Origin of the sequence: Stieleria bergensis, assembly GCA_007745635.1 — a bacterium.
GTDB lineage: Bacteria > Planctomycetota > Planctomycetia > Pirellulales > Pirellulaceae > Stieleria > Stieleria bergensis.
Genome location: CP036272.1, coordinates 6,812,568 through 6,833,292, shown reverse-complemented (window position 1 = coordinate 6,833,292; position 20,725 = coordinate 6,812,568). Strand labels below are relative to the sequence as shown.

16 protein-coding genes are annotated in these 20,725 nt (G+C 54.6%); 8 read left to right on the top strand and 8 right to left on the bottom strand.

Going from position 1 to position 20,725, the window contains the following annotated elements; translation table 11 throughout:
* Window positions 1-127: 127 nt before the first annotated feature.
* Window positions 128-1,330, top strand: a complete 1,203-nt coding sequence (gene gltS, locus SV7mr_RS24015; RefSeq protein ID WP_419187861.1) for a sodium/glutamate symporter — start codon at window positions 128-130, stop codon at window positions 1,328-1,330.
* Window positions 1,331-1,410: 80 nt separating this feature from the next.
* On the opposite strand, the gene SV7mr_RS24010 is transcribed toward gltS, so the two are convergent.
* From SV7mr_RS24010 to SV7mr_RS23995, 4 genes are all read right to left on the bottom strand, one after another.
* Window positions 1,411-2,478 (bottom strand): WD40 repeat domain-containing protein, encoded by a 1,068-nt coding sequence (locus SV7mr_RS24010; protein ID WP_145277456.1) that lies wholly within the window; start codon window positions 2,476-2,478, stop codon window positions 1,411-1,413.
* Window positions 2,475-3,734: a DUF1501 domain-containing protein gene (locus SV7mr_RS24005; protein ID WP_145277454.1), complete on the bottom strand. Its 1,260-nt coding sequence runs from the start codon at window positions 3,732-3,734 to the stop codon at window positions 2,475-2,477. Before SV7mr_RS24005 ends, SV7mr_RS24010 begins: the two co-directional genes overlap by 4 nt.
* 25 nt (window positions 3,735-3,759) lie before the next feature.
* Complete coding sequence (locus SV7mr_RS24000; protein WP_145277452.1) at window positions 3,760-5,424, bottom strand: DUF1549 domain-containing protein; 1,665 nt, start codon at window positions 5,422-5,424, stop codon at window positions 3,760-3,762.
* A 351-nt stretch (window positions 5,425-5,775) separates the two neighbouring features.
* On the bottom strand, window positions 5,776-6,372 hold the full coding sequence (locus SV7mr_RS23995; RefSeq protein ID WP_145277450.1) for a hypothetical protein: 597 nt from the start codon (window positions 6,370-6,372) through the stop codon (window positions 5,776-5,778).
* A 375-nt stretch (window positions 6,373-6,747) separates the two neighbouring features.
* Here SV7mr_RS23995 and SV7mr_RS23990 point away from each other — a divergent pair, with 375 nt between their 5' ends.
* From SV7mr_RS23990 to SV7mr_RS23960, 7 genes are all read left to right on the top strand, one after another.
* Complete coding sequence (locus SV7mr_RS23990; RefSeq protein WP_419187860.1) at window positions 6,748-9,921, top strand: DUF1553 domain-containing protein; 3,174 nt, start codon at window positions 6,748-6,750, stop codon at window positions 9,919-9,921.
* 53 nt (window positions 9,922-9,974) lie between these two features.
* Window positions 9,975-11,378, top strand: coding sequence for a DUF1501 domain-containing protein (locus tag SV7mr_RS23985; protein WP_145277446.1), 1,404 nt, complete (start codon window positions 9,975-9,977; stop codon window positions 11,376-11,378).
* Between the two features lie 441 nt (window positions 11,379-11,819).
* Window positions 11,820-12,839: a DctP family TRAP transporter solute-binding subunit gene (locus SV7mr_RS23980; protein ID WP_145277444.1), complete on the top strand. Its 1,020-nt coding sequence runs from the start codon at window positions 11,820-11,822 to the stop codon at window positions 12,837-12,839.
* The gene (locus tag SV7mr_RS23975) at window positions 12,836-13,459 is read left to right on the top strand and encodes a TRAP transporter small permease (RefSeq protein WP_145277442.1); all 624 of its coding nucleotides are present in this window, start codon (window positions 12,836-12,838) and stop codon (window positions 13,457-13,459) included. Before SV7mr_RS23980 ends, SV7mr_RS23975 begins: the two co-directional genes overlap by 4 nt.
* Window positions 13,456-14,733: a TRAP transporter large permease gene (locus SV7mr_RS23970; protein ID WP_145277440.1), complete on the top strand. Its 1,278-nt coding sequence runs from the start codon at window positions 13,456-13,458 to the stop codon at window positions 14,731-14,733. The genes SV7mr_RS23975 and SV7mr_RS23970 overlap by 4 nt, the downstream gene beginning before the upstream one ends.
* Window positions 14,734-14,785: 52 nt before the next feature.
* Complete coding sequence (locus SV7mr_RS23965) at window positions 14,786-15,544, top strand: phytanoyl-CoA dioxygenase family protein (RefSeq protein WP_145277438.1); 759 nt, start codon at window positions 14,786-14,788, stop codon at window positions 15,542-15,544.
* Between the two features lie 416 nt (window positions 15,545-15,960).
* Entirely contained in the window at window positions 15,961-16,218 is a 258-nt protein-coding gene (locus tag SV7mr_RS23960) for a hypothetical protein (protein WP_145277436.1), read from the top strand.
* A gap of 42 nt (window positions 16,219-16,260) precedes the next feature.
* Here SV7mr_RS23960 and SV7mr_RS23955 read toward each other — a convergent pair whose 3' ends face one another.
* The 4 genes from SV7mr_RS23955 to SV7mr_RS23945 form a co-directional block, all read right to left on the bottom strand.
* Window positions 16,261-16,998 (bottom strand): YegS/Rv2252/BmrU family lipid kinase, encoded by a 738-nt coding sequence (locus tag SV7mr_RS23955; protein WP_145277434.1) that lies wholly within the window; start codon window positions 16,996-16,998, stop codon window positions 16,261-16,263.
* Window positions 16,999-17,001: 3 nt separating this feature from the next.
* Window positions 17,002-17,160 (bottom strand): hypothetical protein, encoded by a 159-nt coding sequence (locus SV7mr_RS25835; RefSeq protein ID WP_419187859.1) that lies wholly within the window; start codon window positions 17,158-17,160, stop codon window positions 17,002-17,004.
* A 201-nt stretch (window positions 17,161-17,361) separates the two neighbouring features.
* Window positions 17,362-19,491, bottom strand: coding sequence for a LamG-like jellyroll fold domain-containing protein (locus SV7mr_RS23950; RefSeq protein ID WP_145277432.1), 2,130 nt, complete (start codon window positions 19,489-19,491; stop codon window positions 17,362-17,364).
* A 92-nt stretch (window positions 19,492-19,583) separates the two neighbouring features.
* Window positions 19,584-20,699 (bottom strand): sialate O-acetylesterase, encoded by a 1,116-nt coding sequence (locus tag SV7mr_RS23945; RefSeq protein WP_145277430.1) that lies wholly within the window; start codon window positions 20,697-20,699, stop codon window positions 19,584-19,586.
* Window positions 20,700-20,725 lie beyond the last annotated feature (26 nt).

Here is a 20,725-nt window from a genome sequence, read left to right as displayed (position 1 = left end):
TCAATCAGATCTCTCGATCGTGGTGACGCAATGGGTTGTTCGTTGCAGGATCCTGTATACCCTGAGGTTGACTGGTGTCGTTGTTGGCGGTCACGGGTTAAAGTAGGAGCCAAGGTAGGATTTAAACGTGCAAGAGATCATCGTCAAAGGTTCTGACATTGTCATTCTGGCAATCTTGGTTCTGTGGGTCGGGCAACAGATGACGCAGCGCGTTAGTTTGTTGACCAAGTACAGCATTCCCGTTGCGGTGACTGGCGGATTGCTCTGCAGCATCATCGTGGCGATGATTGGCGCCGCAGGTGGTCCGAAGATCAGCTTCGACATGGCGATTCGCGACACGTTGCTGATGGTCTTTTTTACCACCATTGGAATTTCCGCGAAGTTCTCGCGGCTTCGATCAGGCGGCAAGGCACTTTGCATCATGGTGGCTTGTGCCGCTGTGTTCCTGGTCATTCAGAACGTGACCGGAGTCCTGATGGCCTCTGCTTTTGGGGCGCGGCCCGCCTATGGGCTCTTTGCTGGCAGTGTTTCGTTGGCCGGTGGCCATGGGACGGCGATTGCCTGGGGCCAGGAGGCCGCTGCTGCGGGATTGCAAAACGCGCAAGTCATTGGAATTGCATTTGCAACCTTTGGTTTGGTCGCCGGAGGGATCATCGGCGGCCCGGTTGCTGAACTGTTGGTGAAAAAGAACAACCTTTCGTCCGCTGCAAAAGAGAGTGTCACCGACGAGGATCAAGAGCACGTTGAGGAGCCGCTATCGATGCGGCGTTCCTTTGGCGTGCTGTTTGTGCTTGCGATCTGCCTCTCGCTTGGTGAGCTGGTCAATCGCTGGCTGTTCTCGAACAATATCAAGCTGCCCGGTTTTCTGACCGCAATGCTCATCGGCATTGTCGTGACGAATCTTGCTGATAAACGGGGCAAGCCGCTCTGCGAAGGTGACTACGGTCACGTGGGCGACATTGCGCTTCAGCTGTTTTTAGCGATGAGCCTGATGAGCATGGACTTGGCATCGATCTCCAGTTCCTTCGGCATGATCTTTGTGATTTTGAACGTGCAAGTCCTGGTGATCACGCTGTTCGCCGTCTTCATCATTTTTCGGGTCATGGGCAAGGACTACGACGCCGCAGTGATTGCTGCTGGTTTTTGCGGACTGGGAATGGGGGCAACGCCGGTCGCGATTGCCAATATGAACGCCGTCACCGCGAAGTACGGACCCTCGTTCAAAGCCTTTCTTGTGGTCCCGCTGGTGGGAGCGTTCTTCATTGACTTGCTCAATGCGTTGATCATCAAGTTCTTCATCGCCTTGCCGGCTTTGCAGCAACCGCTTTGAATGGTTGCAAAACGGTTGGCAATAACCGATCACCGTTCAATGGAGTGGCTGCTGCCACGACGGGCTGGCTCAAACGGTTCTCACTGCTTTTCTTTCTGTTCAGCCTTGGCGGTCTCGGTCGGTTTTTCCTCGTCCGAGTCACTGCTTGCCGGTTCGGTCATTTGATACAAGCGCATGGCACCATCAGCATGTGCGACGGCTAGGCGGTCCTTGCCGACAAGATCCAATCCGCGGGCGGCACTCTTCATGGCGAACGTGTGAAAGGCTTCGTCCTGTTCCACATTGTAGAACCAGAGTTCGCCTTTGCCGGATTTTTCGGCTCCCGCGCCGATGATGAATCCTTGGGGGTGAAATTGCACTCCCCATGCGACTCCTTTGAATTTATCAGCGGCTTTTAGTTGCCGAGTGGCTTGGCCCGTTTCCCAGTCAAACACCACAATGATTGGATCTTGAATACCGGCAAAAGAGTTGACGACTTTCGTGATCCCGGCACTGGCCCACTGAGTCCCATCGGCATTGAAGCGAAGGTCTCGAGCGCCTCCCATGTCGGCGGCAAACTTTTTGTCGTAGCCCGTCATCATGCTGGCATCGATCGTCCTTTGTTGCTGATTCGTCTTGAGATTCCAAACAAATGAGACACCCATTAAGTCTTGTGAGACCAGATGTTCTCCGTCGGGGTGAAAGTCGACACCGTAGACGTGCCGCTGGTGGCCATCAAATTGTTGTCTCCGTTGGCCGCTTTCGATATCCCAGACTTTGACCAACAGATCGTTGCCACAGGTGGCGATTGCTTTCCCGTCCGGGCTGACTCGAACACAGCGTGTCGAGCCTTGATGCGTTTGCAGCGAACGAATCAGTTCAGGACTCGGGCCTGCGAGGTCCCAGATCTTGACTGTTCCTGCCCAGCATGCGGTGTACATGCGGCTTCCGTCTGCTGAAAAATCGATCGATCGGACCCAGCTTTTGTGTCCGGTAAGCGTTTCCAAATGACCGTCGTTCAAATTCCATAACTGGATGTCCAAGTCTTGAGCACCGGCGGCGACGAAGCGTCCGGTGGGATCGGCTTTGAGCGTGGTCAGTGGATTCGGATGTTTGAATTCATTGACTTGGTGAATGTTTGCCGGGTCGATGGTTGCACTTCGGTTCATGACAGCAACTCCTCGATTGGGTCGGCGGCCGGATCGGCAATCGGAATGGATCGTCCTGGAAAGTCATGGTCCTCGGTCGAATCGAGTCCCAGCGCCGATAGATAGGTATGGAACAAATGTCCGGCGTCGACTTCTCGATCGGTGACTTTGGTTCCGTCTTGGCTGGTCTTGCCAACAATCGCTCCTGGCTGAATCCCGCAACCGCCCATCGCCATCGACCAAGCAGTGCCCCAGTGGTCGCGGCCGTACTTTGTGTTGATTTTGGGTGTGCGTCCCATTTCGGAATAAACCATGATCAACGTGCTGTCGAGCATGCCTCGGTCGTGAATGTCGTCCAGCAGCATTGAAAAGGTTTTATCGAATTCACCAAGCTGCTCCAGGTGGAAGTTGAAGTTCTCTGCATGGGTGTCGTAGCCATGGTGCGTGACTTTGACACACGTCGCGCCGTTTTCCAACAAGCTTCGAGCAAGCAAGCAGTGGCGCCCAAAATCATGACGACCGTAGCGATCAAGATCCCGTTCGGATTCTTGTCCCTCAAACATTCCCTTGCGGTGCATCAGTTTGGCGGCCTGCTCGTAGGAGCTGTTGTACACGTCGGTCAGTGCTCGCGAGCGTTGCTGGGAAAACCGTTGGTTGAACTGAACACGCAGTTGTTCTCTTGCCAGGTCCGCGGACGCGTCGATTGCCGGTGGAGCATCAAGGTTCTCTGGAGGCTGAACGCCTAGTATTTTCAATTGACCGTGTCTGGCGCCCAGGAACGCTGCGGTCGAATCGTTGATGCCACGCTTGGTGATATGAATGTAGCCAGGCAATTCGCTGTCAGCTGGCGCAAGGTACCGAGACGCAACGGAGCCAAAGTACGGATACTCACCCGCTCGTCGTCCCTTTTCCATGAACAGCATGCCCTGGCGATGATCACCAATTTTCGAATTGATGCTTCTGACGATTGAGAGCAAATGCATGCGTTTTGCCGTGTGTGGCAAGAGCTCTGAGACATGGATTCCGGGGACCGAGGTTGGAATCGCTTGAAACGGCCCGCCATACTTGGTGCCAGGTTTGGGATCCCAGGATTCCAGCTGGCTCACGCCGCCTTGCAGGTAGATTTGCAAGATTCGTTTTTGTTTCTGCTCTAAACGCGCAGCATTGGATGCTTGACTCAGCACCCCCATTCCAATCACGCCTGTCGCCGCCCCGATCAAGAGGTTTCGGCGGGCGATCAGATGGTCGAACCTGTTGCAGTCCTCGTCTCTTCGCATCAGTTTTCTCCGGCAACCTGAGTGTTCAGTGGTTAAAGCGAAAGGCGCTGGACGTCAGCCCGGCCCATACCAAATGCTGTAGATCGATTTTGCGTTGCTTGCTCTGATCCAGCAGATCGGCGATGGGCTGTGCTTCCTCGGCAGTTGGCAACCGAGAGAAGATCGACAGGTAGAATTCTTCGGCAACTTGGTCGTTGTCGAGAGCAGTCAATCGATCTGAAAGTCCATTCTTAAGCGTGACCCAACGCTGCAGTAAATCGCCGTTGCGAAGGAACAATGCTTGGTCTGCCGAGGCATCGAACCCATCATTCCGGACGCCCTCGTGGCCAAAGACTTTGGCAAAGATTTCCGTGTTGGATCGCAGCGCCGTGTTGAGCGCGTTTTCTTGCCAAACCGGATCATCTGCAAGCTGGGGATCGTCGGCCTTTCTTTGCTTGGCAACCAGTGTTGCAACTTGTTGATCGACCAAGCCGGTGGCTTGCATCATCGACCAGGCCAGTTGCTCAGGTGATAAAGGTTTTAGAATTGCAACCGAATAGTCAGTTGTTTGTCCGGGATCGAGACTTACCGGTGGGTGGCTCTGACTGCTTCGCTGGTACGTTTTGGATAACGCCAGTTCACGGATCAGGTATTTCAGGTCATAGTCATGTTGCAAGAGTGAATCAGCGAGCCGGTCAAGAAGCTCGTTGTGTGACGGTGGGTTGTCCTCATGCCACATGTCCAGTGGTTCTACCAGCCCACGACCCATCATCATTGCCCAGATGCGATTGGCAATGTTTAATCGAAACGACCGGTTCGACGGATCAGTGATTGATTTTGCGAGCTGTAAGCGACGGCTGTAGATCGGAACCGATCGCACATTCTTTTCCGGTTTGATCTTGTAGAGCTCATCGCCGTTGGGCGGATCGGAGATCGGCGGCGCATCCAGGATCCTCGGTGAAGTTTCGTCCTTTTCATCGGTAAAAACCGATGTGAATTCAATTTCGCCTTCCGCTTTTTCGCCGATCAAAGACTGTTTTGTTTTGGGGTCCTTGAAGATGTAACTGCGGTTGATGAACGCTGCGATTCCGTAATAGTGACGTTGAAGGTAATCGTCGATTGCTGGATGGTCATGACACTGAGCGCATTCCAGGTCGCGTCCCAGAAAGAGGCGACCGACGTCACGGGTGACGCTGTCAATCTTGAGTTCACGATCCAGCAGGAAGCGCGCCGCAGGACGCGTTTGTTCGTCGACTCCGTCCGCAGCGAGGATCTCCTGTGACAGGTCCAGCCACGATTTGTTCTGCAAAAACGACTCGCGCAGATAGTCTTGCCACGGTTGCACCTTGATGTGAATGCTCGGTCGACGCTCCATCAGCATGACGTCGAACACATGCTGCATCCGCCGTGCGTACTGCGGCGATTCCAGCAGTTTGTCGATCCGTTTTGCGCGTTTGTCGGGCGATTGGTCCGCGAGAAACTCTCGGACTTCAGTGGCGCTGGGGATCGATCCAGCCAGATCCAGATGAATGCGCCGTAGGAATGAAGCGTCATCGGTTCGCGCCGCCGCAGGGGCGCGAAAGTCTGGATGGGATTCAATCAACGCATCCACTTGCTGGTGAAGCGGTTCCGTGGCTGGTAACGGGGACGCATGCAGGGTCATGCTTCCGACGACAAGTCCCACGAAGATTAAAACGCATGAACGTGACATCGATGTTCCTTGCGCGGTGGGTGAGGGAGTGGCGGGAATGAGAGGCTTCAATGGAGCCACTCATCGCCTGTTAGCTTATCAGAGCGCGACGCATCATGCCACAGGATTCCAGCTTCCCAAACGTGCTTGCTGCAATTGCCAGACAATCACATGGCTTCGATGAACCAGCACGCCTGAACATCCCGCTCGAACTGTCGTCCTGTAATGTGGCAGGCATCATCATCGGGAAGGGTTTCCGCAAGTGCATTCAGCGGAGCGATGGACTTCCCGGGGCTTGCACGCGCTTTGATTTCGCCATGTTCTCTGAATGCCTCAAGCGGTACCAATCCGATCGAACGGCATTGTCCCGTTTCAAGTCGAGTGTCGACGTCGCCGCAACCATTGCAATGCCAGCAAAACCAGACTGCCGAACACTGCACAGCCTAGGCACCATGCGAGGCTGACGGCGATCATGTCTGCCCAGAAGGCACCGTTTATCAGCGACCATCCACAGGCAAACCCAGACCACATCGCAAAATTTTCTAATTGGTAAAGCCAGTGGCCGAGTGGGCCTGGGGTCCCTCGGTTCAGGCTGATCAGGATCAGGCAACCGACCAATAGTATCAGCAAAGCCCCAAGCGCGTCGTAATGTGCTCCATCGACGTTTGCATAGGGTCGCAGCAAGCGTGAGACGATCCCAGCGCCGGTTCCCATGACGACGGTCGCCACTGGAGTGAGTAGCACGCTTCGTAAAGGGGGACTGGATGTTGGGAAGGCGGCGTCTGTGTCCGTGTTAGCCGGATTCTCTAGCGTCGACGGCGGCGCGTAGGGATTGATTTTAGAATCTGCAGACGGTCCCGCTGGGGTGGCGTCCCGGCGGTTGAGTAAACGCTTTAATAAGATCGTTGCGACCGCGGCACTGACGGCAAGAATGCCACTTAAGATCGTTAGGAAGAATTGAGTATTCATCGCAGTCCAGTAGATGGTTCAGCTCAACGAGAAGTTTCTGATCTTAGCACTCACAGGGACTGGCCGTCATTGGTGCAGCGGGCGACAGGTGAATGGCCCGGCAGATTGCTTGCTGACCCAGAGCCGTCGCCGCTACAGGGGGAGTGGTGTCTGACGCGGTCTTCGGGCGGCATTGCGTTGAAAACGAGCAAAGAATTGCCGAATTTCGCGAGGGAAAAATTGGTGCAGAGAATTCTTCAAATTGTTGTTAGAATAGGAGCCCCTCCCTAAGAGTTGCCGCCAATCAATTCCACGCGACAACTGCTTTCCCCGCCCTGCCTGACAATTCTGTCTTCCTACCTGGCGACCAGTTGGATGCTTCATACGAACGTTAAAATGAATCCGATTCGATGGGTGACTCCATGGATCTTGCTGACCTGGGCTGTGTTTCCTTGTTGTGTGATCGGCGATGAAACCAATGCGCCTACGGCAGAAGGGATCGAGTTTTTTGAAACTCGGATCCGTCCCGTTTTGGTTGAACACTGCGATCAATGCCATTCTTTGCAGGCCAAGAATATCCAAGGCGGGTTAAAGCTCGATTCCAAAGCGGCTGCCCAGCAGGGTGGTGATTCGGGACCAGCGATTGTGCCTGGCAATGTCGATGAAAGTTTGTTGATTGACGCTCTGAACTACGATGGTTTTGAGATGCCGCCCAAGGGCAAGCTCCCGGACGCGGTGATCGAAGATTTTAAGAAGTGGATTGAGATGGGTGCGCCTGATCCACGCGATGACACATCCGTTCCTGAAACAGCAATCGACTTTGACGAAGCGGGAAAGTTCTGGTCGTTCCAACCGGTTCAGCGAGCTGCCTTGCCAAGCGTGAAACGCAAGGATTGGCCGACCAGCAAGATCGACTACTTTACGCTGTCCAAGCTCGAACAGCTTGGTTTGTCTCCTGTTGGTCCGGCCAGCAAGCGAGTCTTGATTCGCCGAGCAACCTTTGACCTGATCGGTTTGCCGCCGACGCCTCAGGAGGTTGAAAAATTTGTGAACGATGATTCGCCGTTGGCTTTTGAAGCCTTGGTGGATCGGTTGCTTGATTCGGAGCATTATGGAGAACGCTGGGGACGTTACTGGTTGGATGTTGCACGCTATGCCGAAGATCAAGCGCATACGTTCTCGGTACGAGCGAACACCAATGGCTATCGTTATCGCGATTGGGTCATTCGAGCCTTCAATTCTGACCTGCCGTACAACGAGTTCGTCAGGTTGCAAGTGGCCGGCGATTTGGTGGGGCCCAGGGCTGAAGGCAATCACGACCACTTGATTGCACTTGGCTTCTTTGGGCTCGGTGCACAGTACTATAAGAACAGCGATAAAGCGAAGGCGATGGCCGACGAATTGGACGATCGCGTTGACACGTTGACGCGTGGTTTCTTGGGATTGACGGTGTCTTGTGCCCGTTGTCATGACCATAAGTTCGATCCGATTCCCACGCAGGATTACTATTCGCTCGCGGGCATCTTTAATAGCTCCAAGCTGCATAACGCGCCGCTCTGTTCGCAGGAAGAAATTGCGAACTACAACGAGGGTCAAAAAGTCATCAAGCAAGCGGAGGAGGGCGTCAAGAAGTTCTTTGCCGAAGCAAAGGTTGCTGAAGCGGAAACGCGGGTGGATCAAATCGCGGATTACATGGTCGCTGCTTGGCGCGTTCGCCTCGCTCAAGCGGATGGAAACAACAACGCGAAAAAGGAGATCGCTGAAAGCAGTTCACTGAACGAGTACCTGTTGAACCGATGGGTTGGTTTTCTGGATCCCAAGCAGAAAGGGAAAGTCTCCGCGTTAGATCCTTGGTACGACTTCACCCTCGATCCGGCAAAGGAAAAGGATGCCAAGTCCCTCGATCAAGTAAAGGACCTCGCCAAGCAATTTCAGGATCTTGTTGACCTTGAGATCCGTCTGCGAGATGGTTTGGTTGATCGCAACTCCAGCGGTCAAGGGCTTCCTCACACGCCTGGCAGTCCTCGTTTTGTCACGCGGACGGTGACCAAAGCTCGGCCAACGGCGAAGATCGCGGCGGACATTCGCGGTGCAAAAGAACTGTATCTGGTTGTTAACGATGGCGGGAACGGCAAAAGTTGTGACCACGCCGATTGGATTTCACCGAAGCTGATCGGAGAGAAAGGTGAGTTGAAGCTGTCTGAACTGAAGTGGAAGCGGCACGAAGGTGGTCAGCCCCGAGTGAACACAAACCACTCAGGTCAGCCCATTCGCGTTGGTGGAAAAGCGTATCCAGAGGGGATCGGCGTCCATGCGGAATCGACCATCGTGTTTGATGTACCGGAGGGCTACGATCGATTCGAAGCGGTTGGTGGCTTGGATAATAGCGGCTCTGACCAAGGCGGCTGTGGTGAACAAGCCAGCGTGCAGTTTTGCATCTACACCGAAAAACCGACACGACAGCCACTGTTGAATTTGGTGTTGGGAAAAGATGGACCATTGGCTGTGCCAGATAAGGAGCTAGAGAAGTTTCTGGAGGGGCCTGCCAAGGAACAGTTGGTTGCGTTGAAGGCTGCCGTCGAAACAGCAAAAAGCTCGGCGCCATCCATGTATCCCATTGCTCACGCTTACACCGAGAGTCGGCCTGCTGACATGAAGGTGTTCGTTCGCGGGAACCCCGCTCGCCAGCGCGAAGTCGCGCCGCGCCGGTTCTTGAGAATTCTTGCCGGCGAGCAGCGTTCATCGTACACGTCCGGTAGTGGGCGGCTTGAACTGGCCAATGCCATTGCCAGTCCCGACAACCCGCTGACGGCACGAGTGATGGTCAATCGGATTTGGCAGCACCATTTTGGACGTGGGATCGTTGGCACGCCCAGTAACTTTGGAAACCTCGGTGAAGCACCTACCCACCCTGCTCTGCTGGATTACCTCGCATCCAGGTTCATCGAAAATGGATGGTCCGTGAAGCAGTTGCACCGCGAGATCATGCTTTCTGCGACCTACCGTCTTGCCGCCGATAGCAACGCGACAAATCGGGAAGTTGACGCAGACAATCGATTCCTTTGGCGAGCCAATCGCCGACGTCTTGATGTTGAAGCATGGCGAGATTCCGTGCTGGATGTCTCTGGCCAGTTGGATCGAACCATGGAGGGGCCGTCGACAAAGTTAAGCGATGCCAATAACGTGCGAAGAACCGTTTATGCAAAGATCAGTCGCCACGAATTGGACAGCCTGTTACGGTTGTTTGATTTTCCCGACGCGAACATCACGAGTTCGAAGCGAACCGAGACCACGGTCCCACAGCAACAGCTGTTTGTGCTCAATAGCCCCTTCATGATCAACCGGGCGAAAGCGTTCGCGGAACGTTTGCACACCGAAGCACCAGCGGATGATTCGTCCAGAATTGAACGCGCCTTTCAGTTGGCCTACGGTCGTTCGCCAAGTCAGCCTGAGCTGCAGCTGGGATTGGATTACCTGGCCGGTGAGAAAGCTGCCGAGGATAAATTGACGCGTTGGCAAAGCTATGCCCAAGTGCTGCTCGGTAGCAACGAATTGATGTATGTCGATTAATCTCGTTCTGTGAAAATCAGTTCCCTAGACGAATCTTAAAGCAAAGTCTTTCCATGCAATACATTCAGCCCAACCCCGCTTTGAATCGACGTGAATCCCTCCAGCGAATGGGGATTGGTTTAGGGTCACTCGGTTTGGCTGGCATTCTGGCCCAGGACCAAACGCTTGGTGCATCGACAGCTGGAGTGCTTGATCCCAAACCCACTCATTTTGCGCCTCGCGCGAAACACATCATTCACCTTTTTATGAATGGTGGCCCGTCGCAAGTCGATACGTTTGATCCAAAACCGGCACTTGAAAAATACAATGGCAAACGTCCACCAGGGGCCGACCTGAAGACAGAGCGAAGGACCGGTGGTCTGCTCATGTCACCGTTCAAGTTTCGACGCTACGGCGAGTCAGGATTGGAGGTCAGTGATCTTTTTCCAAAAGTCGGCGAGTGCATTGATGATCTTTGTGTGATTCGATCAATGCACACCAATATTCCCAACCATGAACCGTCATTGCTGATGATGAACAGTGGTGAAACGCAGCCGACACGCCCCGCCATGGGATCGTGGTTGTTATACGGTTTGGGAACGGAGAATCAAAACTTGCCTGGGTTTGTGGTGCTTTGCCCCGGCAAGCCGGTGGTCGGGCCGCAGCTCTGGAGTAACAGTTTTCTGCCAGGGGTCTTCCAAGGAACCCACATCAATCACGCTAAAGACGTCGATCCCAAACGGGTCATTGAGCACATTAGCAATTCGCATCTGACCAAAGCGGCACAGCGTCAGCAGTTAGACTTGCTGACCAAGATGAATCAGATTCACTTGGAGCAACGCGGTGGTCAAGACAACCGCTTGGACGCCCGAATCGAATCGTTGGAGATGGCATTTCGCATGCAGGCCGAGGCCCAGGGTGTTTTTGATCTGGGCAAAGAAACCAAGCAAACCCTCGATGCCTATGGCTCAGGACAGTTTGCCAAAGGTTGCTTGGCTGCACGACGTTTGGTTGAAAGCGGTGTTCGGATGGTGCAGGTTTATTACGGCAACGGGCAACCATGGGACGATCATGGAAACATCAAGTCGCACGCTGATAAAGCCAAAAATGTAGACCAGCCAATCGCCGCGTTGATCAATGACTTAAAACAACGCGATCTCCTGAAAGACACGCTGATTGTCTGGGGGGGGGAATTCGGTCGCACGCCTGTTGCCGAGAACGGTAACGGTCGCGATCACAACCATCATGGTTTTTCCATGTGGCTGGCCGGTGGAGGCGTCAAGGGGGGCATGGCTTACGGTGCAACGGATGAATTCGGTTTCGCTGCTGTCGAAAACAAAGTGCATGTTCACGACCTGCACGCCACCATCTTGCATCTGATGGGTCTGGATCACGAAAAACTGACCTACCGCTACAGCGGTCGAGATTTTCGGTTGACCGATGTGCACGGCAGAGTGGTCAAAGAGATCATCGCCTGAGCGTTGGCGAAACACTGTTCGCATCCCCGTCATCGCCCCGTGGGGCAAGGTGCCGGACGAGCAGTGGCAGTCTTTCATTCAAGTTGCTTGCTCAATGATTCGAGGCAAGTCCGAGATCTCGGTGCCTTCGTTGGTTGACCTTCGGGGGGATTGAACCGTCCATTCCAAGCCACAAAATTCTGGCTCTAATCCTTTGTCGGCCAGAGAGACCCCACGATGTGAATGCATTCGAAGTATGCTAAGATCCTCGATTCATCCAGGGCCTGATTCGCCACGTCTTTTGCAGAGCGGTCTTTGATGAATCGTATGGAACAACGTTGATTGTGGCGGGCCAACGATTCAGTGAAGCAAGTGGAACCATTTCACCGCACGGAATAGGGACCGCCGACAACATGCCAACCCCTCTGATCGTGGCGACCTTTTGCAAGTGGATTTTAGTGAATGATAAATGACTCTCTGCTTGATCGATGGCTATGCCCGCTGTTGCTGCTTCCCATTTTGTTGCTCTGTGGCTGTGATTCTCAACAAGCCGGAGACGAAACGGTGATGTTGCGAATGGGCCATGTTTATGAAGTCAACTCGCCCACGCATACCTATGGGACAGAGTTTCTGTCCGAGCGGCTTCGTGCGAAGACTGACCATCTTGATGTCACGGTCTATCCAGCGTCACAGCTCGGCAGCGAATCTGAATTGCTTGAGCAGTTGGTCGCTGGAGAGATTGACCTGGTCATCTCAGGTCCATCGTTTCTGGGGATGTGGCATCCACCGATTGGTGTTCTGGACGCCGCGTTCGTCTCTCGCGATCTTGACCACATGCTGGAAATCGCTCGAAGCGATGAAATGGCTCCTGAGTGGGAGGCGCTACGCAAAAAGTATGACGTGCGCGTGCTGGATACCTGGGCTTATGGGTCACGGCATGTGACATCGAATGTTCCCATTCGCCATCCGAATGATCTAAAGAGTTTTCGACTGCGCTCGCCCGCGGCAAGGATCTTTCAAGCTTCCGGCGAGGCGCTTGGCGCAAGTCCCATGCCAATTTCATTTAGCGAAGTCTATCTTGCTTTACAGCAGGGGATTGCCGACGGCCAAGAGAACCCGGTGCCAGTGATCAAGTCGATGGGTTTTCACGAAGTCCAGGAGTGTCTGAATCTGACCGGTCACATCCAGTCGTCGTTGCAGATTCTAGTCAACGAACGCAAGTGGAAACGCCTGACAGCTGATCAGCAGAAAGCACTACTCGAATCCATCCAGGAACTGGGGAACGAGGTTTACGCTGGGTTGATCAAGGACGAAAAACGGCTGATCGACGAATGGCGAGTGGACGGAACGATGCAGATTGTCGAAGACGTCGACGTGGATGCGTTCCGCCAACGATGCCGAGATTACTTTTCCAAAGGCTTTGCGTTCAGCGATGTCTACAATCGCATCACCGCAGAACGATCGCAGGAGGATGATGAATGAACACGAATAAGACTGGAGTTGAGTCGCTAGCAGCGGACGCTCCATCAGAATCGAATGCTAAGCCAACTGGCGCCGGTCCGGCGAGCAGGCTGGCGACGTTGACTCGCTGGATCGTGCTGGGCGAAAAGACGGTCGCATGTTTGTTCTTGCTGCTGATCGTGGTCACAATGGGGACGCATGTGTTTGCTCGTTATGTCTTGTCGGATCCGTTTCAGTGGAGCGAGGAGGTCGCGAGGCTTGCCTTGATCTGGATGACATTCATCTCGGCCGCATTCGTCATGGCCGAGGGGCGTCATATCGCAGTGGACATGGTTTCGTCACGAGTCGGTGAACGAGGAAAGCTGTTCATTGAATGCCTGGGTTATGTGGTGGTGGTTGCCGCTTGCTTGTTGCTAATGATCGGCGGTGCTCGCTTCGTTTGGTACGTTGGCAAAGTGGGATCGCCGGGGCTGGGTGTGCCGAAAAGCTGTTGGTACGGCGCGGGCATGATCGGGCTGCTGCTGATGGCAGTGCATAACCTGTTGGATCTGTTTCAAGTTTGGGTGACGGGAAAACCGATTCCCCGCGACGTCCATGTGGAAGAAGAAGGGTTTCAATTGGAAATGGAGCAGAGCGCATGATACTTGGTGGATTAGTCATCGCGATGCTCGCGCTTTTGATCCTGCGCGTGCCCGTTGCGTTTAGCATGCTGACGCCGTGCCTTGTTTATGTGGTTTGGTCGCCGGACATTACGATGGGTGTTGCGCTTCAGCAGACGGTCGGTTCGGTCGATTCGTTCCCGCTGCTGGCGGTGCCGTTATTCATCATGACTGGCTATCTCAGTAACGCTGGCGGTCTTGCTGATCGTCTGTTTCGAATGTTACTGACGTTATTCAAGAAGATTCCCGGCGCCCTGGGCTTTGTGAACGTGTTCAGTAGCCTGACGTTTTCTTGGATGAGCGGCGCTGCGATCGCTGATGCAGCTGGATTGGGATCTGTGCTTGTGCCGGCGATGAAGAAACGCGGCTATGACGAAAAGTTTGCGCTCGGCCTGACAGGTGCGTCATCGTTGATCGGTCCGATCATGCCACCGAGTATTCCTGCGATCGTTTATGCGGTCTCGGCGGGCGTCTCGGTAGGAGCTTTGTTTTTCGCGGGCGTGCTACCCGCGTTGGTTCTCACGTCGATCCTTTGTTTGTTCGTCTATCGAGAGGCCAAGAGGAATCCCGTGCCCGAGGAAGCGGGCGGCCAAGACATGCCCGTTTCCAAAGCCATTACGTCAGCGCTGCCCGTCCTGCTGACACCGGTGATCATTCTGGGCGGAATTTTGGGCGGGATTTTTACTCCCACAGAAGCTGCGGCAGCAGCGGTGATCTGGGTGCTGATTCTAAGCCTCTGTTACCGCTCGTTGTCTTTCAAAGCCTTCCGTGGCGTGCTGGTCAAGACGACATCCACGACGGGATCGATCATGTTGATCGTCGCCGCCGCGGGACTGTTCGGCTGGGTGATTGCCCGGGAACAGGGGCCGCAAGCGGTGACTGAGGCGATGCTCCAGTTCACTGACAACCCGATCGTGTTTCTGCTGCTGATCAACGTTGCTTTATTGCTGACGGGAATGTTTCTTGAGCCCGTGGCGGGGCTGTTGATCACCGTTCCGGTGCTAATGCCGGCCGCGCTGGAGTTTGGCATCGATCCGCTGCATCTGGGGATCGTGATGATTCTTAACTTGGTCCTGGGGCTTTTGACGCCTCCGGTTGGGCTGGTGCTGTATGTGCTTAGTTCGGTCACCGGTAGCTCTGTTCAAACGGTGACGCGTGGCACGGTGCCGTTTTTGATTCCGCTCTTAATCACGTTATTGTTGATCACGTTCATTCCCGCATTCAGCCTTTGGTTGCCAAGTCTGCTGGTGAAGTGATGATTGCTCCGTGTTATGCCACTGTTAAATTTCGATCTCTTTAAGCAAGCTCATGTTAACCCCTTCTGAAATTGAACAGTACCATCGTGACGGATACGTCACGCCCTCGTTCCGCTTTGATGACGCGACTCTGGACGAGATTCGTGATGCACACACGCGGTTGGTCGCTCGTCATCCGGAGTATCATGATTACTGTTCTGCACTGTTGGCGTTCGATCCTTGGTTCTTGAATGTTGCTCGGCGACCTGAGCTGTTAGACATGGTTGAACAGGTCATTGGCAGCGATTTCGCGTTATGGAATTCCAGCTTCTTTGCCAAGCCGGCGAAAGTTGGCACGCGCACTCCCTGGCATCAAGACGGTGAATACTGGCCGATCAGACCCTTGGCAACCTGCACCGTGTGGATTGCGTTGGATGCGTCGACGCCTGAGAACGGTTGCTTGCGCGTGATTCCCGGTTCACATCGATCCCGGCAACTGGCTCAGCACAACCACAGCGATGCGGCTAATATTGCTCTGAATCTGGAGCTCGATGAAGCGGCATTTGATGAATCAGAAGCCGTGGATATTATCTTGCAACCCGGCGAGATGTCGCTTCATGATGTGTATCTCTATCACGGCTCGGAAGCGAATCAGTCTGATCATTCACGCCGTGGCATGACTTTGCGATACATGCCAACATCGTCAGTGTATCGTCACAGCGAGGCCACGCCATCGGATCCGGCGGGACCATTGGATTTGTCCAAACGAACGGTGTATCTGATGCGAGGCACGGACGTGTCTGGACAGAACGACTTTCGAGTGCGCTACTAGTCCCGCCAGGACGTCGCGTTTGGCTGACGATCGCCTAACTGGCACTCTGGCACCATTTGGAACTGCTTTTCATTTTGGCCGCTAACGGGTTTTCTGGAGGCCATTGGGATTCCTTCGGACCTGGATTGAATTCGTAGGGTGCGTGCAATCACACGCCCTACCGTCGCTTACCTGATGATTTTCAAATCATTGGTGCAAGCACGCGCTCTACGTTGCTTTGCACCGCGGAAAGGCATTGTCCCAATGCGAGCCAGAGAAAGGAGGGCAGCTCAAGCCGCTTTTCCGGAACCCGGCGGCTTGGCTAGTCCCCTGGAATGCCACCGAGAGCGACACGCGAAAGCCATCTGTGGTACCATCAGGTGCCAGGCTGTTGAGATCAATCATTCTAAATCCAATCCAACCAGTGGCTACAAAAAATGCCAACCAGCGGATTAGTCATCACCTTTGAATCCGAGATCTCTGATCGCGATGAATTGCTACGCTTGCTGCGTGCTGACCCGATGATCACGGTGGGGGTTGTCCAGGACAACAAATGCGCCATCGTGCTGGAAAGTGATTCCAAGCAGCAGGATCGCGAGTACTGGGAATGGATACGTTCACTCGCTGGCGTTGCCGATCTGCAAGTGGCCTTCATCGGGTTTGAAGAAGGCCCCGAGAGCGAGCCACCGGCTTAGCTTGATTTCAAATTGGCGCTAACAGTGCCTTGGGTTGTCCAATCAGTTGGTCTTCAGTGGAGCGTCCGGTCCCAGGATAAACGGAAGAGCGCCGGGCATCACGGTGAAGTGAAAACGCGTCCCGCGATAAGGCTCGCCATCGAGGTTTAACTGTAGCGGTGTTGTTGACTCAAGCTCCAGCGAGGCAACCTGACGGTACGAGACAAACTGATTGGACTTGGCTTGCAAGTCCAGCAGCTCGCCCAGCACTGTGCCCAGTTGGGTGATCTCTGCGTCATGGATCACAACGACATCCAGCAGGCCGTCATTCAGCAAGGCATGTGGCGTGACTTGGTACCCTCCGCCACTTTGTCGCCCGTTGCCAACAGCCATGATCAACACGGTTCCGTCCTCCGTTGTGCCATCGGGAGCAGTGAACCGGCACTGGTAGGGACTCATTTTGGCAGCTGTCACGATCCCCATCAGCGAGTAAGCTGCGCCACCGATCGCTTTCTTTAACTGGGGTGGTGTGTTGGCGGTCACTTCTGCACCGAAGCCACCGCTGGCGACATTGACAAAAATGTGCTCATTCACCTTGCCGACATCGATCGGTGTGGCGGCACCTGTGGCCGCTAAACGCAGCGCTTTGAGTGGATCGCCTTTCAGCACTCCTGTTCCGGTCGCAAAATCATTGGCGGTCCCATAGGGAATGACGCGCATGGCAGTGTTCCCTGAGATGCCTGTCGCCAGGAGTCCGCCAGCAACTTCGTTGATGGTGCCGTCACCGCCAGCAGCAACCACGACCTACACTCCCTCGCTGGCAGCTTCGCCGGCGTACCTCGCCGCGTCACCGTTTTCGAAGGTCACGCGGACTTCCACTTGATGTCCTAGGTCGCGGACTGCTGAAATCGCGGGACGTAACAAAGGGTCCGATGCTGCTTTTCCGTTCACAATCAGCCGCATCCATCTGCTCGCGTTTGGCATGCTCATCATCTTAGGGTGTGGGAAGGTCCGTATCCATCAAGATCGTTGCCAAGCGGGATGACGGTTTTACCATGGTTCATCCAGCATGATGGGCGACAGCAAGCGTTTCAGCAATGGCTCGAGGAGCACCCCTGCACCGCCCAGCAGTTCTGCCGGGAAGAGTGACGCCAGGGATCGAGTTTAGCGAACATCAGCCTCTGTTTGCGAGGGGGCTAACGTGTTGATTTCTTTGGCCGTGAGAGGACGATCAAACAAAGCGATCTCGTCTAGTCGTCCCTCCCAGTTTGCACGATTGGAGCTACTGCCTGCGAAAAACAACCGGTCAAAGCCTTGGGGGAATTCATTGGCCGCTGTTGCTTGAAGCTCCAGTTTGCCGTTGAGGTAGATTCGGATGGACGCTCCCTCCCGAACGAACACAACGTGCTGCCATTTCCAACGTGGGATGACTGTCGTTCCAGCAACAACGTCATTGGGTTTGTCGCCGGACTGAAAGATCAGGCGACCAGGGTTACCGCTTGAGCCGCCAATGCCTAGGTGTTCCGAGTAGGCAGATGCGCCATGGTCGCGGCCGCGTGAGTACAGCCAGCCGGTGACGTCACGACCGTCGATCGGCATGCCGTTCCAAAACCACAATGAAATCGAATAGCGGTCGGCGATTTGGGGCATGCGAGCTTGTAAACGCCCGCCGGCGAACATGGCTGAACGATTGGTTTGCCCGTTTAGGCAGAATCGCTTTGAGTGTGGACCGGCCAGGTACCAAGTGACTCCTGCTTCGTAGATGGCATCGTGATGGTGTCCGCTGGAATCAACTGCACGCGGGCCAGTAAACTCATCCAGCCGATACCAGGCAACGGGATTCAATGCTGCGATCGCGTTAGAGGCCGGTCCGCGGCTAAGTTGTGGTTCACGACGCGGTTGATCGCAAACCTGTTCTAGCAAATCCATGCCAGCTTCGACAATCTTGGGTTCCGCCGTAACCTCCAGGCCTGCTGAACGAGCTGGCCAGGTGTTGTAACCACCCAAGGGGAATTGCTCTGGGGGTGGAATGTAGCCGTCGCCTCCATTGGCCAGTTCGATCACCATCGTGTTGGCCAGCGGGCTTGTTGCTTTAAGACGCAGACCCGTGATGGCATAGGTTTCATTGGGCGTTGTGGCGATAGCGATGTCACCGACCCGCAAGGCCTGTACCACGACCTCGGTTTCCTGCCGCTGGTGCAAGAACAGTTGTTCGCGTGCATAGATCTCTTCTTGCGTTTTGGGAGGTCTGTCACCCATTTCAGAGACGATTCGGTTGGCCCATTCCAGACGCTGTTGATCGGGGACTCGGTAACGCAACTTCATTCGTCGTTCGGCCATCGCCAGGTCAACGTCCCGGCGATGCTGGATGGTTTGGTACGCTTTGATCGCCCGTTCGACGAGTCCGTTGGCGTAGTCATCAACGGTGGCCAGTTGCGTCCACGAATCTGGATCCGTGTAATCTCGCCGCCAGATGTCTCCGCTGCACCCGTGTGACATGATGCCGACGAAGTCAGATTGCGGCGCGAGCTTTTGTTTCAGACCAGCGCAAAACAATCCAAAGTAATCCGCGCTGATGCCGGACTGCCCGGCAAAGTAATGCATGGAGAAGTTCGCCAGCACCGCGATAGGTTTGCCGTCTGGAGTCTGCACGGAAATCAGTGACAGTTCTGGATCCTCTGGGCCAGATTCTCCTGTGACATCGTCAGGTTTGGCTCCGGCGTGCATGTTGGCGCGTACTGTCGGATTGCCAAAGGGATCATTGACCACGCGGTCCGGACGCCGGATCCAACGACGCAGGGCGGTAAATTCGGCGGCATCAATCCTGGCAAAGCCGATTTGAGCGGGAGCCAAGTTGTCCGCTGCTTTGGCAATGGTGTCGGCCAAGCTGGTCGTCAGGAACGGGACATAGTTTGGATCAGGCTCCGTTCCAAGGGCGCCCATGCAAGATCCGGCGCTATGGGTGTGTGTGGCAGAGATCAGCATCCGATCTGTCGGAATGCCGGTTTTCAAAGAGGCCAGTTGCTTGGCTTTGTCGATCAGTGGTCGGGGCATCATGCAGCTGTCAACGACGACAATGACCAGCGTTGTCTGTCCATCGGAAAGTGCCAAGCCGCGGGCGTGCAAACGCGAGCTGACCTTGCTGATTGACCTGCTGGTCATGCCTCCGTTGACAAGCACGGGAAACGTTTGCGGAGTCACGTCAACGACAGCAGCGCCAGCCAGGAGTTCAGCATGGGCGACCGCTGGGACAAACAGCAAACACAGTGGAAGGATTCGCAAGAGGAAGTGCATCGTCTTGAAGGCTCATGAAGAATGTGGCGTTTCGGCTGGGTGTTCATCAGGTGCGCGCGGCGTTTGATGGCGCTGTGTGCTGTTAGATGGCGCTAGTGGGCCATCACTTCTAGCACTGCGTTAGCGAACGCACGGCCTTTCAGGTAGTACGTTTTTCCAGAACCGAGGTAGTGATAGGGACGATCGTTGCCAACTGCCTGCCACTGAGCTTTCTGTTCTTCAGTGCCTTTCCAGAATCCCTGTTGATACAGTTCGTCAGCGCGGGTGTCGTAGTACTCGGCCGTTGGGACAAAGACCACTCGGCCTTTGAATTCTGGTAGCTTGGCGGTGTTGGCTTGCGCGAGTTGAAAATCGCCGCGACTTGGGATTCCGCCAGTGCTGAGTTCACCAATGATGAAGGGCATCTGTGGTGCCTCAAGATCCTTGCGGACATCGCGAATGAATGCTGCCAACCATTTCGTGTAGTCGGCGTATTGGGTCTCGCGGTATTCGGCACGAATCTTGTCGTTAAAGCCTTGGTGCCAGACAAATCCAGCGATTTCAGGTTCGTAACCTTTCAGCGCCGGGAACTTCTCGTCGATGGTCGCAAGCTCTTCCTTGGTGTGCTGGATCAGTTGTCGATAGCTCTCTCCAAACTGTTGTTTAAGTTCTGCAAAGGTCGGAGCTGGTTTCGGTTTTCTGGCCTTCTTGCCCTCCTTCTGCTTGGCTTGGTAGCTTTCCATTTGCGCATCAAACTTTAGTTTCGCATCGATCGCCATCTGTTTGAGTTCATCATCCGATGGCAAAGCGCTTGGCGGACGAAAGGGTTTGTGAATGCTTCTGCCGCCCCAGGCGACTTTGATGATCAGGATCGGTTCATCAATCGCGTCACCGATCGCATGACCAAAACCGAATTCAGGCCCAATGGAGTCTTCGCCTTTGGTGCCATAGCCTACGCTCAGCGGCCCATGTTTGGCGCCAGAGCTCTTGGAGGGATAAGTGATCCAAACATCGTCACGCTGCTTCCACCCCTGGCCGTCCTTCAGCGAAGCGTAGGATGGCTGGATCAGCGGGTCATTTTTGTAGGTGTCGAGGTGAGCCGGGTTGCCTTTGCCTTCCATGTTGGACTGTCCCGACAGGATGAAGACCTTGACGGTTTTAGCTTCCAGCAACGTGGGGCAGTTGATCAGGAGCACAGGCAGCAAGAGCTGAATCAAGCGATAAACCATCGATGAGCCTTTGAATGCAAACGCGG